Here is a 15,571-nt window from a genome sequence, read left to right on the forward strand (position 1 = left end):
GGTTTAGGCTTGAAAAATTAGGCAATCACTCCAATTCATAAACACATCCAACAATAACCATGTTTATGAATTTAAGGAGTGATGAATGAGCGAGCACAGCCAAAAACACAGTTTCCAAGCCGAAGTGGCGCAGTTATTACATTTGGTGACCCATTCTCTTTATTCCAACCCTGAAATTTTCTTGCGTGAACTGATTTCTAACGCATCGGATGCCTGCGACAAATTACGTTTTGAAGGCATCAACCATCCTGAATATTATGAAAATGATCCAGATTTACGTGTGCGTATCCGCTTAGATCAAGACAAGAAAACCCTGACCATTTCAGACAATGGCATTGGTTTAAGTCAGCAGGATGCGATTGAGCATTTGGGTACCATTGCCAAATCGGGCACCAAAGACTTTATGTCAAAATTGACGGGCGATCAAAAAGCCGATGCGCAATTGATTGGTCAATTTGGTGTGGGTTTCTATTCAGGTTTTATCGTGGCAGATAAAATTACTGTGGAATCACGCCGTGCAGGATTGGCTGCAGATGAAGCCGTGCGTTGGAGCAGTGCGGGTACTGGCGAGTTTGATGTCGAGCAAATTCACAAAGCAGAACGGGGTACCGATATTATTCTGCACTTGCGTGAAGATGCGCTGGATTATTTAGAAAGCTACAAAGTTAAGCAGATCATCAATAAATACTCTGATCACATCAGTTTGCCAATTCAAATGCAGAAAGAAGTATGGCAGCAAGAAGAAGCAGCTGAAGGTGAAACACCGAAAGCAGGTCAGTATGTGAAAACTGATGAGTGGGAAGCAATTAACTCGGCCAGTGCGTTGTGGACGCGCAATAAAAACGAAATTAGTGCAGAACAGTACATTGAGTTTTATAAAAACCTTAGCCACGATTTTGACGCACCATTGGCATGGGCGCATAACCGCGTTGAAGGCAGTACTGAATACACCCAGTTGTTGTATGTGCCAAGTAAAGCACCGCACAACATTTTTACTCGTGAAGCCAAAGCGGGAATTAAATTGTATGTGAAACGCGTTTTTATTATGGATGAGGCAGACAACCTGATTCCTAATTATCTGCGCTTTGTGCAAGGTGTGGTGGATAGCGCCGATTTGCCGTTGAACGTGAGCCGTGAGTTATTGCAAGAAAGCCGTGATGTGAAAACCATCCGCGAAGGCAATACCCGTCGTGTGTTGACCATGTTGGATAATCTGGCCAAGTCTGAAGATGAAAAAGACCAAGAAAAATTTAAGCAATTCTATCAAGAATTTGGTTCAGTCTTAAAAGAAGGCTTAGGCGAAGACTTTGGTAACCGTGAGCGTATCCTGAAATTATTACGCTATGCCACTTCAAGCAATGATGACATCAGTACCTCATTGGCGGACTATAAAGCGCGAATGAAAGAAGGTCAGAAAGCCATTTACTACGTTACTGCAGACAACTTGAACGCAGCAAAGCATTCTCCACAGTTGGAGTTGTTTAAGAAAAAAGGCATTGAAGTGTTGTTGATGGCAGAACGCGTAGACGAGTGGGCGATGAACTTTGTGCAGGAGTTTGATGGCACGCCAATGCAAAACGTGTCTAAAGGTGCAGTTGATTTAGGCGACCTACAAGATGCCGAAGAGAAGAAAGCTTTAGACGCGGCTGCAGAACAATTTAAACCTGTGGTTGAGCAATTGTCTGCATCTTTAAGCGGTAAAACCAAAGAAGTGCGTGTGACTACACGTTTGGTTGATTCCCCTGCTTGTTTGGTAACAGGTGAAGGTGAACTGTCACCACAATTGATTCGTATGTTGAAGGATGCAGGGCAAGCTGTACCTGATATGAAGCCAATTTTGGAAATCAACCCAGAGCATCCTTTGGTGAAAAAATTACAGGACTCCAATCAATTTGATGATTTGGCGCATGTGATTTTTGATCAAGCTGTGATTGCTGAAGGTGGCTTGCCTGAAGACCCAGCGGAATATGTGAAACGTATTAATAGCTTACTGTTAAAGTAAGTCTGCTTTCGCATGAACATGATCGATGATGCGTTGTACAAATAATGCATCGTCATCTTGCAAGATCATCTTGCAAAAAAACCAAGTCCTGTTCGCAAGACTTGGTTTTTTAATTTGGCTTGATTGTAGATGTTACCTGTTTAGAAAATGGCTTCTAAACGCACTAAAGCACCGAGATAATGATTACGATCTGCGCGATCATCATTTAAATAATTGACATCGCCCTGAATAAAGAACCATTCACGTAAAAATGGTTGACGCCAAGAGACAAATGGCCCCCAACGATTTAAACGTAAGTCATCATCGTGATAATAACCGCCTGTATAAATGCCATAGTTAAAGCGGTTGCCTGCAAAGAATTGATGTTGTCTAAAGGTGTAGTTGTCCCAAACCAAATCATCATCTTGTTCATCGGCATAGGTCAGGCTAAATTGATTGGACAAGAAAGCCTGATTGGGGCGTGCGTGCGTGAGCTCCAAGTTGGTTCTGAGATAATTTTCACTGTCGATGCCATAACGATAAATTTGTTCGGCATGAAAAGAGAAATCATTTTCCAAAGTCCAGTCTTTAGAGGCTTTTAAACGCAGATAAATATCATCGCCAGAACGTACCCCTAAATCGACATCTGTTTCAAAAGGTAGACGCTCGGCAAAGTTCGACCAACGTAATGCCAGAGAACTGTTGTCTTCACGGCTACGTTTGCTGTCTACAGTTTTGTCTGCATCATGCGCTGGGTTTTCGTTGGTAATGGCGACGTTATTTTGCAATTCGTTATCGAGCGAGTCATCACCAAAGACCACACTGAGTTTATTTTCAAGCGTAGGCAGTTTGATTTTCCCGCGAATACGAGGTTTGACTTCATATTCATTATGCTTATCCCAACTGCTATCGACCAAAACCCGCAAAGTGGCTGAGGCAGGCTGTTCAGGACTTGGTTCACCAAACCAGTTATCCAGTTTATGTGCTGTTTTATCTGCCCAGTTGCGAATATTTTTTTGACGTTGATCGAACCAAGTTAAATGTTCCGTTTCTGCGGTGGCAGGTACAATGGATTCATTGGATTGTTCGGGTAACACCGTCGGTGTGGCATCAATCCAACGTGGAATCGTGTAATAAAAACCGTTTTTATCTGCTGCACTTGGCGGAGCGACAGGCAATTCATAAGGTGGCAGTGGCGTATGGGCTTGATCCACTGCTTGAGTTGATTCTTGTGCAAAAGTGATGCCTGCGACCCCACTTAAGAGACAGCTTAATATAAAAGGCGATGTGTGCTTTATTCTTGACATTATTTACTGATCTTTAAGCCATTTTTGTTAGTGTTGAAAATCTATGAGATAAAAGCAAGACTTGGCTACAAAATCATAATATAAACGGCAGTTTTTAGGCAGAAACCTCTTTTTCTTGATACATTTGAAGTGCTTGGCATAACTGCAAAGCATCAATCGGTTGCTGTAATTGGGAGATGACTTTTTGAATCATTTGCCAACTAATACCTTGTTGTCGATCTAATAAAATGTGCGGTATAGCTTGTTCAGTACGGGACAGTTGTAAGCGCTTTTGACCATGAATCACACGAATTTTTTGTCGTTCTTTCAGTAAAATCAAAGGGGTATGACTCTGTGCTTCACTTTCTTCAAACTGAATAAACTTAGTAGTTTGAATGTGCTGTATTGGAATGAAAGGAAAATAATGCTCTTGCTGCCACACGATTTGAGCATCATGACTATAGCATTGAAAAAGCTGATCGAAATCAAATAAATGTTCTTGTAATTTTTCCCAAGAAATTTCACGTATTGCTGCAATTTCATGTTCAAACTGTTGGCAAAAGTTTTGAGTCAAACGAATCGCTTGCATTTGATCTAATGCGCCAAGCAGTACCACATATTTAATAAAGCGTCCTTGCGTATTGGTTTGTTCTGCCAAATATACCGCACGCGCCAACACCTGTTGCTGATCTTCTTCGGGATCAGACAAATGCACCAATACATCGGCATATTGCGTGACTTCTGGCGCTTCAGGCAAAAAGACCCGATACAACTGTGCTGACTCATTTTGGCTAAGATTGAGCGCAGACATGGGGCAACTATATTGGCTTAACAATAGATTATAAGCTGGGTTGACGCTTGGTTTTTGCGTGCCAGCCGTCATCTGGGCAGTATCTATTGTCGTTGCATCAGGCTGAGTTATATCCAATGTTGCATTGGAAATGATCGTTTGGTCTGCTGTCGGTTCAATTGTAAGTTCATCTTTAGCCACGTCCACAACTTGAGTATCAGACGAGGCAACTTCTTCTGTAGCGATGTGGTCTGTAATGAATTCAAATTGAATTGGCGGATCTGCAGCTTTATTTTCTTCTGGGTCTACAGTGGCAAAAATTGGTTGAGTTTGTGCTGCTTCTATCGTTACAGTTTGAGCAGCTTCTAGCACAGCAGCTTGCTTGAGTTCTGCATCGGTTTGAAGGCAGTGATATTGTTGCTGCTGTTCCAACATCCAGCGATAGACCTGCTCTAAATCTTGAAACTCACTTAGTAAAGCAGTGCGGTCAGCGGCAGGAATTAACCAAATTTGCCAACCTGCTCTCGGTTGATACAAAATCGCCCAACCTGCTTCAGGCTGTTGATAAAGTACTGTTTCAAGTGCTTCAAGTTGTGTAAATACGCCACGAAAAGATTGTGCATATAAACTTTGTTCTGCAAAAGTTACCGCAGTTTGAATTGGATTTTGTGAGGCTTTAAATGTGAGCAACTGTTTTTGAAAAATCGGTTTATCGCACAGCATAAAAATTTCTTTAATGCGTGCTTTGGCTTTGGCTGTTTCATACAGACTGAGTCTTTTATGCGTTAAAGCATCAATCAAGTCGTGTAATTCTTTAATCAACAGTGATTTTTCTAGTGTATTCATTGATGCATACTTAAATATGTTGTTGTGCTTTTTCCAAATAATCTGCCAAGACAATATTCAGAGCCAATTCAATCAATTTATATTCTGCCGATTGTGGTTGAGGATAGTGTTTGGCTAATTCTATTAAATGGTTGACCTCAATCGCTTGAGGTGGAATTTTTCTTTGTATAAGTGCTTGAAGTTGTTGCATAGGCATCTGCTATAGCAATGAAAAAAAATCACTTTAATTATATGGATTTAATTAAAAAATACATGCTAAAAATTGTCAGCTTTTGTGCTTTTTTAGACATTATTGACAAAAAATGCGCTTTTTATATGAAAAATAATCAAAAAAATTTAAATCGCAGTGCCAAAAAAGTATTAGCAATTGGGTAGAACACAGTTTTTAGATGTTGCATGGACGATTTAAAGCAAATTTAGCATTAGAAAAACAAACAGCAGCCTGCTTTAGACTGCTGTTTGGGGAGAGAAATGGGAGAGATTAATACAGCTAAAATTAGTGGATAAAACGCGTAACTTAAGCTGCCTTTTGCGAAGTTGGTTCATTTACAACAGCTTCAGATGCAGCCGATTCTGTATTCACTTTTTGAGTTGGAAAATCAGGTACATGCACAATTTGAGCAGATACATTTGCAGCAATTGCTAAAAGTGAAACCATCAAAACAGATTTAAACATATTCATGGGAATATCCATCCAAAGTGTTAATGTCTAGGCAGAAGAATAGACATCGTAGGGAGATCAAACGAAATAAAAAATTCACATGAATCATAACAAAGTTTAAAATTTACAAAATGATCATTTCGGCAATTATTTTAAAAATAGCAATATAAAACAATATATTAGAGTTTTAGCTCTAGTTTTTTTTGTAGGCTTAAATGGTTGAGATGTCTGCAAAATTTGTATTTAGATAAGTCTGAAATGCGGGTGAATGGTGACAGTTTTTGACAGTGTGAAATCATGTAATGTTTTGGCTGTGATTGGTTAAACAGTCTAAAAATGCGGTTTTTTTAATCTATGATGGAATTCCAATAACGATAAAGGACAGTGAGAAAATCATGGCAATTGCAAAAGTAGTTGAAGTTAATTCAAGCAGTACAAAAAGTTTTGAAGACGCGATTCAGACTGGAATCGCTAAAGTGACAGAAACAATTAAAAATGTCCAAGGGGCGTGGATTAACGAACAAAAAGTGGTGGTTAAAGACAATCAAATCACGGAGTATCGGGTCAATTTAAAAATCAGTTTCTTGGTTGAATAACACCTCGCTTCGTTAACGAAGCATAGTAAGATGACAACTAACCGAAGCATGGTTGCGGGCCAAAGCTGGAACTTTGACCCATTTTAAAAGCACAAAAAATCCCGTAATGGGATTTTTTTGTGCGTCTAATCAGCCGGAAGAACACTATTCAGCCTTGTCTGTATTTCAATCTTAAGCTTTGGGTTCAGACACATCGCATTGTTCTGCATCGCAGCTTGCTGCATCTTCAAGCTCTAGCTCGCTTGCTGTTTCAAAGGCTTTTTGCAGAACTTGCACAAAGACTTCACGTGGCTGCGCACCTGCTAAAGCAATACGCTGATCAAATACGAAGAACGGTACGCCAGTGACGTTTAATTGTTCACGTGCAACTTCTTGGTCAAATTTTACAAAGTCGGCATATTCGTCAGAATCTAGAACATCATCCACTTCTACAGGATTCAGCCCAATACGTGATGCAACATCTTCCAGTGTTTCACGCTCGCCAATTGCCAAACCTTGAGTCATATAGCTATAGAAAAAAGCCTCTTTGGCTTCGCTGCCCAAGCCTTTGCTTTGCGCTAAATGCACCAAGCGATGGGCATTAAAGGTATTGCCAGAGTTGGCATTTTCCCATTGAAAGTCAATGCCTTCAGCTTTTGCCATTTCGGCAATATTACGCTGCATGTCTTCTACTTCGGCAACGCTGCGCCCATATTTTTGTGCCAAACGCTCTGAATTGGACACTTCCTGACGCGGTGGCGCATCTGGATCAAGTTCAAAGCTGTGCCAATGCACTTCTAATTCTACACCTGCTTCTTCAGCAGCAGCCTCTAAACGTTTTTTGCCGATATAGCAAAACGGGCAAACAATATCTGACCAAATATCAACGCGCATGAACAATCTCAAATTCTGTTTTTTACTAAGATGGGGATGTTACATAAAATTTAAAGCATAAAGCGATGCTAAACTTATTTTTGAGCATCTGATCAAATAGCGTCATGGATACAGAATCATATAAAGGCATAAATGAATTGATTTATTTCACTATATTCTAATGGCTGCATTAGAAAATAAGCATAAAATGCTATACAAATGTGACAGGCTTCACGCTAAGATATTGCAAATACTAAAAAATAAGAGGGCACGCATGCGACGTATAGTGCTAATTATAGGATGTGCAACGCTGCTGATTTTTGGCGGGATGTTTTATCAATATCAACAGCAGCAAAAACAAGTCACTCAATTGCATGCTTATCAAAATGTGATTTATGAAAAAGCCGAACAAATTTTTGTACAGGCACAGGATTGGTCTAAGCCGATTCAAATTGACTTAAAAGATAATCGTTTAGATGGCGACTATCAAATTATGGCGAGTTTTGTCTTGAGTCACATGGTGCAAAGTGCCGAAGCGCGCAATAGCTATTTACGTGAATTAAAAGCCTTGAATTGGGATCAGTTTTTAGATCCTCAACGACTTGCTGCAGATAAAAAACAAGACTATGCCGATACCGAAGCCATGTTGGTGCAAGTACGTGCCATGGTAGAGCTGTATCAGGAACATTTAGAACAGCATGAAGCGATGGCTTTGGAGCAGATTGAGAATCTTGAAATCAATCATAATTTGCGCCGTCATTTAGCAGAATCTTTGCTAGAAAGCCGCCATAATGACCAAGGACACGCATTATTTGAATTGGAAAAGAAAAATTTGGGTAAGGCGTATGTGTTGTTTGCAATTTTAAAAAACAATAAATGGGAGCTCAAAAACAATACCTTCATGTTCTATGAAGATGCAGCCTTGAAAGAATTTAATGCGGTATATCAAGAGATGGTGCAGCTCAATACGCAAATGCAAGAGATCACTCAGCAGCATCAGCGGGCACTGGAAAGCAAGTTGTAAGGTCTGGCAAATCCTTACATCAAATTGTCAAAAGAATGTCATCTGCCGTTCAAATCTCTTGCCTAAACTGTGCCTGTTGATTTAATTGCTCAGCTAGGCAGGTCCAATATGAACAGCATTCAAGTCTTTGATGATATTCAACAACTGTATTTGCAATTCTTAGAAAATAAAAACTACCCGAAACTCGAAAATTTAAATAATTGGGGCAAGAACCGTTACTTCTTTAATCAGCACTTTCGTTTGGTTGAAGATTGGCATCAGACTGAACAAATTGTGATTGAATTTAATCAACAATATTATTGCTTGGATACAGGCAGCGCCCCAGACTTTATGGATAAAGAACGCTATATGACATGGTTGATGGGGGAGTTGTTGGTTTAAGCCGTGCAGGTAAATCACAACTGATCAGCCATCTAGTCTTCAAGATAACAATGCAAAAGAATAAAATTTAAAAATTAGAACAGCTCAAAACAACAAAATAAAAAATCCCCGCATGATGCGAGGATTTTTTTATTACGAAGACTTTTTACACACGCTCAATAATTGTCGCGATACCTTGACCAAGACCGATACACATGGTCGCAAGACCAATTTGCGTGTCTTGTTGTTCCATCACGTTCAATAACGTGGTGGTGATACGCGCACCTGAACAACCCAATGGGTGACCGAGTGCAATTGCACCACCGTTCAAGTTCACACGATCTTGCTGATCATAAATGCCTAAGCCTTTCAGTACAGACAAACCTTGTGCAGCAAATGCTTCGTTTAATTCAAAAGTTTGAATGTCTGCAATTGACAAGCCAGCGCGTTTAAGCGCTTTTTGTGTTGCAGGTACTGGACCATAACCCATGATTGCTGCATCACAGCCTGCAACTGCCATAGAGCGAATCACCGCACGTGGTTTCAAACCCAATGCTTGTGCACGTTCAGCAGACATGAGCAACATCGCAGAAGCACCATCAGACAATGCTGAAGATGTTGCCGCAGTGACTGTACCGCCTTTCGGGTCAAATACAGGACGTAAAGCTTGGAACGATTCAAGATTAGCATCTGGACGAATCACTTCGTCGATGTCGCACAGCTGTTTAAAGCCATTTGCATCATGACCTTCAATGCCAATGATTTCGTTCTTAAAACGACCTTCTTGCGTTGCAGCCCATGCACGACGGTGTGATTCCACACCAAAAGCATCTTGCTCTTCACGAGAAATACCGTTCATGCGACCCAACATTTCAGCAGTTAAGCCCATCATGTTTGATGCTTTGGCATAGTGCTTAGATGCAGCAGGGTTGATGTCGATGCCGTGCATCATGCCCACATGGCCCATGTGCTCTACACCACCAATGATGAAAATATCACCCTGATTGGTTGCAATTTGTGCCGCAGCCGTGTGGATAGCTTGCATTGAAGAACCACACAGACGGTTTACAGTTTGACCTGCAACTGTTTTTGGAAGATCAGCCAATAATGCAATATTACGACCAATGTTCATGCCTTGTTCTAGGGTTTGATTCACACAGCCCCAGATCACATCTTCAACTTCGTTGACATCGAACTGGTTACGAGCAACTAAAGCACGAACCAATTCAGCCGATAGACTGTCAGCACGTACATTGCGGAACATACCGTTTTTGGTTTTACCCATTGCAGAACGTACGCCATCAACGATGACAACGTCACGTGGATTTAAAGTAGCCATTCACGTTGCTCCTTAACCGTAGAATTTTTTGTTGTTAGCAGCCATGTCACGCAACATTTGTGGCGCTTCATAAGCTTTTCCTAAATGTGCATATTTGTCGCAAAGCGCAACGTATTCAGCAACACCTGTTTGGTCGATGTAACGGCATGGACCACCACGGAATGGAGGGAAGCCTACACCCATAATCATCGCCATATCTGCTTCAGATGGTGTTGCCACAATGTTGTCTTCTAAGCAACGAACAGTTTCGTTACAGAAAGCAAGCATCATACGGTCAATGATTTCTTGCGCATCAAACTCGCGTTTTTCAGCAGTTGCAACAGATGCCACAAGCTCGTATGCAGTTGGATCAACCACTTTGGCTTTTTTGCCTTTACGATCCAATTCATATTTGTAGAAACCGACGTCATTCTTTTGACCAAGACGTTTGTTTTCGTACATGACTTGGATTGAGCCTTTATAGTCTGGCTTCATGCGGTCTGGGAAACCTTCTGCCATGACTTCTGCACCGTGAACGCCCGTGTCGATACCAACAACGTCGATTAGGTAAGCAGGACCCATAGGCCAGCCGAATTTTTCCATGACTTTGTCGACTTGTTGGAAGTCAGCACCGTCTTTCAATAGAAGGTCAAATGCACCAAAGTAAGGGAACAATACGCGGTTCACCAAGAAGCCTGGGCAGTCGTTCACTACGATTGGTGTTTTACCCATTTTCTGAGCAAGCACCACAGTGGTCGCAATTGCTTCAGGTGAAGTTTTTTCACCACGAATCACTTCCACCAATGGCATCATGTGCACTGGGTTAAAGAAGTGCATGCCGACAAAGTTTTCTGGACGTTGTAGGTTTTCTGCCAAACGCGTGATTGAAATGGTCGATGTATTCGATGCAATAATCGTGTTTTCACGTACTTTAGATTCAGTTTCTTTCAGTACGATACCTTTGATTTTTGGATTTTCCGTCACGGCTTCAATCACGATATCCACTTCTTTAAACTCGTCGTAGCTTAAAGTTGGGCGGATGCGTGCCAAAGTTTCACCCATTTTCGCAGGGGTTAACTTTTTGCGTTCAACTTGTTTGGTCAATAAGCCATTGGCTTCTTTCATACCCAAAGCAAGTTGCGGATTACCAATGTCTTTCATGATGATTGGTGTGCCTTTGCTTGCCGCTTGGTAAGCAATACCACCACCCATGATACCTGCGCCTAGAACAGCCGCTTGGTTGACAGGGTGTGCACCTTTTTCATATTTCTTAGAAGTTTTCTTCACCACTTGGTCGTTGATGAATAAACCAATCAACGCACCTGCTTGTGGCGTTACTGCAGCTTTTGCAAAACCAGCCGCTTCAGCTTGAAGTGCTTCATTACGTGACAAGCTTGCACCTGCTTGTAAAGAATCAAGCATGAGTTTTGGCGCAGGGTATTGTGCAGGGTTTGCTTTTGCTAGTACCGCACCTTTTGCTGTGTTGAACGCCATCATTTGTTCAAGTGGGTTCAATTTAACAGGGTCTAACTTTTCCTGACGTTTTGCTTTCCAGTCCAAACGGCCTGCAATGGCTTGTTTAACCAAGTCCAGCGCAGCATCTTGCAATTTGTCTGCAGCAACTACGGCATCTACAGCGCCATCTTTGAGTGCAGCATCAGGACGTTTAGGGTTGGCCATTGCCATCCATTCAACCGCATTGTCGATACCAATAACGCGGCTTAAACGAACCGTACCACCAAAGCCTGGGAAAATACCCAGTTTGATTTCTGGTAAGCCCACCTGTGCCTGATCTGACATCACACGGTAGTCACATACCAAACACATTTCAAAGCCACCGCCCAATGCCATACCATTGATTGCAGCAACTTTAGGAATGTCTAAATCTTCAAAAGCATTGAAGATGTCGTGAACAGGCAATGCCCAATCCACAATGGCTTGTTCACCTTGAGCGAAGTTTGCGCCAAATTCGGTGATGTCTGCACCCACGATAAAGGTTGATTTCGCAGAAGTGACGATTAAACCTTTCACTTCATTGTTTGCTTTAACAGCCTCAATCGCAGCTTTAAAGTCTTCAATCGTTGCACGGTTAAATTTGTTGACCGACTCACCTTGTAAGTCAAAGCGGAATTCTGCAATTCCGTCCGAAATCATTTGGACGGTAATGGCATTGCCAGCGTGGATCATGCCTGATCTCCTTTATTTTGGAGGACTTTTAAGTTGATGTTATGAAGCGTGTGCGATACTTCTGCACATATATATGCCTCGCTAATCTTACGATAACTATATCGAAAAAAAATATAGCAAGTTGTATCAAGCCGTGACGCAATGGTCATGATTTTTCTCACAACGCGGAATTGCTTTTTGACCCGATCTTAAAATCCTATGTTTAAAGCAAGATGAAAGTGATTGTTTTCTCTTTTATTTTTAATCAGGTTGTATTGTGTTTTTGATTTAGAAAAGCTTGATAAATAGATGTTATCAGTGGGTTGTTGTGGGCAGAAAAGTCAATCCCTTGTTTTGATTATAAGTTTTAAAGCATGAAGTCGGTAGATATGGGTAGTTTAGGCAGTGACTTGCAATGTGGTCTTTTATTTTTTGCTTAGCTCTACAGGCATTGGAAATGTAAGTCAGCAAGTTAAAGAAATAAACGAGCCTAAAAAGAATTATGGAATGAGATTTGGTAGGTAACAATCAAATTTCATTTATTAAAGGAAATGTTAAATAAAAACTTTAATATTTAATGAGCAAAATTAAATAAGTGATAAAAAATGAAAAAACTATTCGCATTGAGTTTACTAGTATCATCGACATCCGTCTTAGCAGCTTTGCCTCCGTTTACATCCCAAAATCTAGAAGGATACAAGGGCATTCAAAGAGATAGTATGTCTCGCTTGAGGGTTAATCTAACAGTTTCTAGTAATAATGATGCTGGGGAGATTAATATTTCTAATTTCACTTTGTGTTCAGCAACTGCTTGTTGGAAAGCCGATGTTAATAAGTATGTACCTGTTGTAAATAGTAGTACCACGAGAGGGCAACTAGTCGCAGACGTATTAATTCCAAATAATGAACAAATTAGAGAAGTTTTCTTTGAACCGACTACAGGTAAACAATCAATTGAAGGGAATTTAAAGTTTAAAGAAACTGTAAAAATTGATCCTGAATATCAAGGACAGAACTTATATATTGTTTTAGATAAAACCAGTAAAGGAAATGGTGTATTGCGCTACTTTCCAGTAGCCAGTACTGCGTTACCTTTTAACCCTGAACTAAAATATTATCTAATTGATCCAAAGTTTAATCAGTCGATTAATCTGAATAGTAAAAGTACGATTACTTTTCCATCTAAATTCTTGGCTCAACCTCAACTATTTACTATTGCTGAGCATAACGTAGGTAAGAAATTTCCAATGCTTGATATATATCCTTATATCAAGGGAAGGAATAACCTTAAGATTAAGTTAGCCGAAGTAGATAAAGGTGCTAATACTAAAACAGGAAATCGGATAATAAAATTATTAAATTTTTCGGAGATAACTTCTACTGAAACTCGTTTAATTGAGGGATCTGATACTCCCAGTAGTGCCGCGCAATAAGTCTCTATGGCTGCGGCTGCTGCAACTTGTGCATCTACAATAGGCTCTAATTTAGCGAGTTATCGAAGCCTTGCGACAAGTACAGGGGTAGTAAAGATTTCAGCATGTGAACATATAGCCCCTAATATTTATACCGCTTTTATTAATTCAAAAGATAGTCGTATTAAGTATGACTTACCTGTATCTGTGGCTACTGAGTGCGTTTAAAAGCATCACAACGCCTTTCGGGGCGTTTTTTATGACATTTTTGAGAAATTTCAGCAACGTGCTTTAATTCCCGCCTACTTTTATGTATAGAATGAAGCAAATAGGGGAATTTTTATGCAAACGTTTCGTTCTAAAAAAGATTGGTGGGTTTTGGCTTTTGTGATTTGTATGTCTGGTCTATTGATTCAGTTATTGCTGACCATGTACGCCAAAGGCACGATGCCAGCATTTCCTGTGCACACAGGGGTGTATTTCATTACCATTTTTGTGTTGTGGTGGCCTGTGTTCAATACGCGCTATCAGGTCGATGCAGAACGCTTGCAGATCCGTTGCATGTTTTTAAAATGGGACATTCCACGCGACAGTATTCAAAAAATATCTAAAACCAATAATTCGGTAGCGTCACCTGCTTTGTCGCTGAAGCGTTTAAAAATTGATTATCTTCTAGCGGGGCAGCCAAAATTTGTATTGGTTTCACCTAAAGATCAGACCAAATTTAGTCAAGCCTTGGGAATGGAAATTACCGACTAATCCCTAGGGTCTGTTGACATTTCATAAATGGCTTGCGCTGTAGGCTAAAACTGAGCAGATCAGGCATGAAACGCAGGGAATAGCGAGACTATTGCCAAGTTTCATAACGCAATCTGAGAAAGTTTTAGCCACATGAGCAAGAACAAAGCACTGCTTTGTTTGCTGCGCAAGGGGACGAGCATATTTTTTGCTGCTATTGCGTTATGAGTCAGTCATTTAGAATGACTAAATTTCCTGCCTCATGCTTTATATCAGCTAAAAAACCTTGCGAGATATACTCTCACGTTGCAAACATAGACGAATTGTCAACAGACCCTAGGCTTTTTAAGCAAAAATAAGCATCAAAACTTTGAGGATGAGCAGAGCGGCATTCTCAAGATTCACGCAGCATAAGTCGCGGGCTTATTCTATTTTGAGGTGCAATTGATTTGCACTGCAATCTACACATATTTCCGATTTTTCAGGATACTTTAAAAAATATAAAGCTAAAATGGGTTCAAGTTCAGTACGAATTTTACGCCCCAAATGCCGCGCGCCGTAACGAATATCATGCCCCTGATAAAAATAGGCTTTAGCTGCTGCAGTGAGTTCGACTTGGCGCTGTTGATGCTGCAGGCGATGGTTTAACTTTTCCAATTCAATTTCAACCAATTGCGGCAGGGCATCAGCAGATACCGCTTGATAATGCAAACTACGGTCAATCCGATTTAAAAATTCAGGGTCAAATTTACGCTGCATGACTTTTTCAATGATCCGTTGTGTGGGCATGCGTTTTAAGCACAGTTGTTGTACTTTTTGCGGCAACAGATTCAATTTATCTAAGTATTGTTGTGCGGCTTGAGCACCCACATTGCTGGTCATAAAAATCATGCAATTGCGAAAGTCGATGGTTTTGGTGCCTGCAGTCAGGGTCAGTTTGCCTGTATCTAGCACATTCATTAAGCCACGTATCACTTCGCTTGAGGCTTTTTCCAGTTCATCAAACAGCATAATGCCTGGGCGGGTGTGCGAACCTGCAATCGCAGTTTCATCAAATAAACTATGGCCTTCTTTAGAGCCGACATAGCCAGGAGGCGCGCCTGTGAGTGCAGCCGCATAGTGTTCCTGCGCCAAGGTATTCATATCAATGCGGCAGAAGGCATCGGGGCGACCATAAATGGCTTCGGCAATCAGGCGCACCGTTTCGGTCTTGCCAACACCTGTCGGGCCAAGCATTAAAGTCACTGAAAGTGGTCGCTCTGTGCTGGAGAAATCGGCCTTGACCACATACAGCATTTTTTCGATTTCATTCAGCGCTGCATCTTGTCCAATAATCCGTTGACGTAACAATTGCATGACTTGTGTAGGTTCAAAATGAAAGCGCGGCTTGCCAATCAAACGGTCTTTGGCGGATACATACTGATGTGTACTGATCGGCTGGGACGTTGCGGATTGAATGGTCGGTATGCCGTGTGGTGCGGTCGTCATCCTGCACTTTCCTTCTGCTGACAAGATGCCTGAGCATAGCAAATCTTGTGTTG

14 protein-coding genes are annotated in these 15,571 nt (G+C 41.1%); 6 read left to right on the forward strand and 8 right to left on the reverse strand.

Translation table 11 applies throughout. From position 1 onward, the window contains the following. The first annotated feature begins 85 nt into the window (after window positions 1–85). On the forward strand, window positions 86–2,002 hold the full coding sequence (gene htpG, locus FTV43_RS03915) for a molecular chaperone HtpG (protein WP_004975801.1): 1,917 nt from the start codon (window positions 86–88) through the stop codon (window positions 2,000–2,002). Between the two features lie 140 nt (window positions 2,003–2,142). On the opposite strand, the gene FTV43_RS03920 is transcribed toward htpG, so the two are convergent. The 4 genes from FTV43_RS03920 to FTV43_RS03935 all read right to left on the reverse strand — a co-directional run bounded on the left by FTV43_RS03920 (window position 2,143) and on the right by FTV43_RS03935 (window position 5,585). Further along, entirely contained in the window at window positions 2,143–3,288 is a 1,146-nt protein-coding gene (locus FTV43_RS03920; RefSeq protein ID WP_179994912.1) for a hypothetical protein, read from the reverse strand. A gap of 94 nt (window positions 3,289–3,382) precedes the next feature. Continuing rightward, entirely contained in the window at window positions 3,383–4,903 is a 1,521-nt protein-coding gene (locus FTV43_RS03925) for a hypothetical protein (protein WP_179994913.1), read from the reverse strand. A gap of 10 nt (window positions 4,904–4,913) precedes the next feature. After that, a complete protein-coding gene (locus FTV43_RS03930) occupies window positions 4,914–5,093 on the reverse strand; it encodes a hypothetical protein (RefSeq protein ID WP_104852940.1) in 180 nt (59 codons plus the stop codon). Window positions 5,094–5,420: 327 nt separating this feature from the next. Beyond that, complete coding sequence (locus tag FTV43_RS03935; RefSeq protein WP_019836107.1) at window positions 5,421–5,585, reverse strand: hypothetical protein; 165 nt, start codon at window positions 5,583–5,585, stop codon at window positions 5,421–5,423. 374 nt (window positions 5,586–5,959) lie between these two features. Between FTV43_RS03935 and FTV43_RS03940 the strand changes: the two genes are divergently transcribed. Continuing rightward, window positions 5,960–6,160 (forward strand): dodecin family protein, encoded by a 201-nt coding sequence (locus FTV43_RS03940; protein WP_004975809.1) that lies wholly within the window; start codon window positions 5,960–5,962, stop codon window positions 6,158–6,160. A 171-nt stretch (window positions 6,161–6,331) separates the two neighbouring features. On the opposite strand, the gene FTV43_RS03945 is transcribed toward FTV43_RS03940, so the two are convergent. Next, entirely contained in the window at window positions 6,332–7,033 is a 702-nt protein-coding gene (locus tag FTV43_RS03945; RefSeq protein WP_179994914.1) for a DsbA family oxidoreductase, read from the reverse strand. A gap of 253 nt (window positions 7,034–7,286) precedes the next feature. Between FTV43_RS03945 and FTV43_RS03950 the strand changes: the two genes are divergently transcribed. Continuing rightward, a complete protein-coding gene (locus FTV43_RS03950; RefSeq protein WP_104852942.1) occupies window positions 7,287–8,036 on the forward strand; it encodes a hypothetical protein in 750 nt (249 codons plus the stop codon). 108 nt (window positions 8,037–8,144) lie between these two features. Further along, window positions 8,145–8,417, forward strand: coding sequence for a hypothetical protein (locus tag FTV43_RS03955; protein ID WP_004975814.1), 273 nt, complete (start codon window positions 8,145–8,147; stop codon window positions 8,415–8,417). 145 nt (window positions 8,418–8,562) lie between these two features. Here FTV43_RS03955 and fadA read toward each other — a convergent pair whose 3' ends face one another. Next, window positions 8,563–9,735 (reverse strand): acetyl-CoA C-acyltransferase FadA, encoded by a 1,173-nt coding sequence (gene fadA / locus FTV43_RS03960; RefSeq protein WP_136144532.1) that lies wholly within the window; start codon window positions 9,733–9,735, stop codon window positions 8,563–8,565. Between the two features lie 12 nt (window positions 9,736–9,747). Continuing rightward, the gene (fadB, locus tag FTV43_RS03965) at window positions 9,748–11,901 is read right to left on the reverse strand and encodes a fatty acid oxidation complex subunit alpha FadB (RefSeq protein ID WP_179994915.1); all 2,154 of its coding nucleotides are present in this window, start codon (window positions 11,899–11,901) and stop codon (window positions 9,748–9,750) included. Window positions 11,902–12,485: 584 nt separating this feature from the next. Between fadB and FTV43_RS03970 the strand changes: the two genes are divergently transcribed. Further along, complete coding sequence (locus tag FTV43_RS03970; protein ID WP_228262063.1) at window positions 12,486–13,313, forward strand: hypothetical protein; 828 nt, start codon at window positions 12,486–12,488, stop codon at window positions 13,311–13,313. 321 nt (window positions 13,314–13,634) lie between these two features. Further along, window positions 13,635–14,051 (forward strand): PH domain-containing protein, encoded by a 417-nt coding sequence (locus FTV43_RS03975; RefSeq protein WP_131260939.1) that lies wholly within the window; start codon window positions 13,635–13,637, stop codon window positions 14,049–14,051. 402 nt (window positions 14,052–14,453) lie between these two features. On the opposite strand, the gene FTV43_RS03980 is transcribed toward FTV43_RS03975, so the two are convergent. Continuing rightward, on the reverse strand, window positions 14,454–15,518 hold the full coding sequence (locus tag FTV43_RS03980; protein WP_179988504.1) for an AAA family ATPase: 1,065 nt from the start codon (window positions 15,516–15,518) through the stop codon (window positions 14,454–14,456). Between the last annotated feature and the right edge of the window lie 53 nt (window positions 15,519–15,571).

Source organism: Acinetobacter sp. YH16053 (genome assembly GCF_013417035.1).
Lineage (GTDB): Bacteria > Pseudomonadota > Gammaproteobacteria > Pseudomonadales > Moraxellaceae > Acinetobacter > Acinetobacter towneri.

Bases quoted from the DNA above. Each gene is read 5' to 3' on its own strand.
- htpG (WP_004975801.1), top strand. From the start codon at position 86: ATGAGCGAGCACAGCCAAAAACACAGTTTCCAAGCCGAAGTGGCGCAG.
- FTV43_RS03920 (WP_179994912.1), bottom strand. From the start codon at position 3,288: ATGTCAAGAATAAAGCACACATCGCCTTTTATATTAAGCTGTCTCTTA.
- FTV43_RS03925 (WP_179994913.1), bottom strand. From the start codon at position 4,903: ATGAATACACTAGAAAAATCACTGTTGATTAAAGAATTACACGACTTG.
- FTV43_RS03930 (WP_104852940.1), bottom strand. From the start codon at position 5,093: ATGCAACAACTTCAAGCACTTATACAAAGAAAAATTCCACCTCAAGCG.
- FTV43_RS03935 (WP_019836107.1), bottom strand. From the start codon at position 5,585: ATGAATATGTTTAAATCTGTTTTGATGGTTTCACTTTTAGCAATTGCT.
- FTV43_RS03940 (WP_004975809.1), top strand. From the start codon at position 5,960: ATGGCAATTGCAAAAGTAGTTGAAGTTAATTCAAGCAGTACAAAAAGT.
- FTV43_RS03945 (WP_179994914.1), bottom strand. From the start codon at position 7,033: ATGCGCGTTGATATTTGGTCAGATATTGTTTGCCCGTTTTGCTATATC.
- FTV43_RS03950 (WP_104852942.1), top strand. From the start codon at position 7,287: ATGCGACGTATAGTGCTAATTATAGGATGTGCAACGCTGCTGATTTTT.
- FTV43_RS03955 (WP_004975814.1), top strand. From the start codon at position 8,145: ATGAACAGCATTCAAGTCTTTGATGATATTCAACAACTGTATTTGCAA.
- fadA (WP_136144532.1), bottom strand. From the start codon at position 9,735: ATGGCTACTTTAAATCCACGTGACGTTGTCATCGTTGATGGCGTACGT.
- fadB (WP_179994915.1), bottom strand. From the start codon at position 11,901: ATGATCCACGCTGGCAATGCCATTACCGTCCAAATGATTTCGGACGGA.
- FTV43_RS03970 (WP_228262063.1), top strand. From the start codon at position 12,486: ATGAAAAAACTATTCGCATTGAGTTTACTAGTATCATCGACATCCGTC.
- FTV43_RS03975 (WP_131260939.1), top strand. From the start codon at position 13,635: ATGCAAACGTTTCGTTCTAAAAAAGATTGGTGGGTTTTGGCTTTTGTG.
- FTV43_RS03980 (WP_179988504.1), bottom strand. From the start codon at position 15,518: ATGACGACCGCACCACACGGCATACCGACCATTCAATCCGCAACGTCC.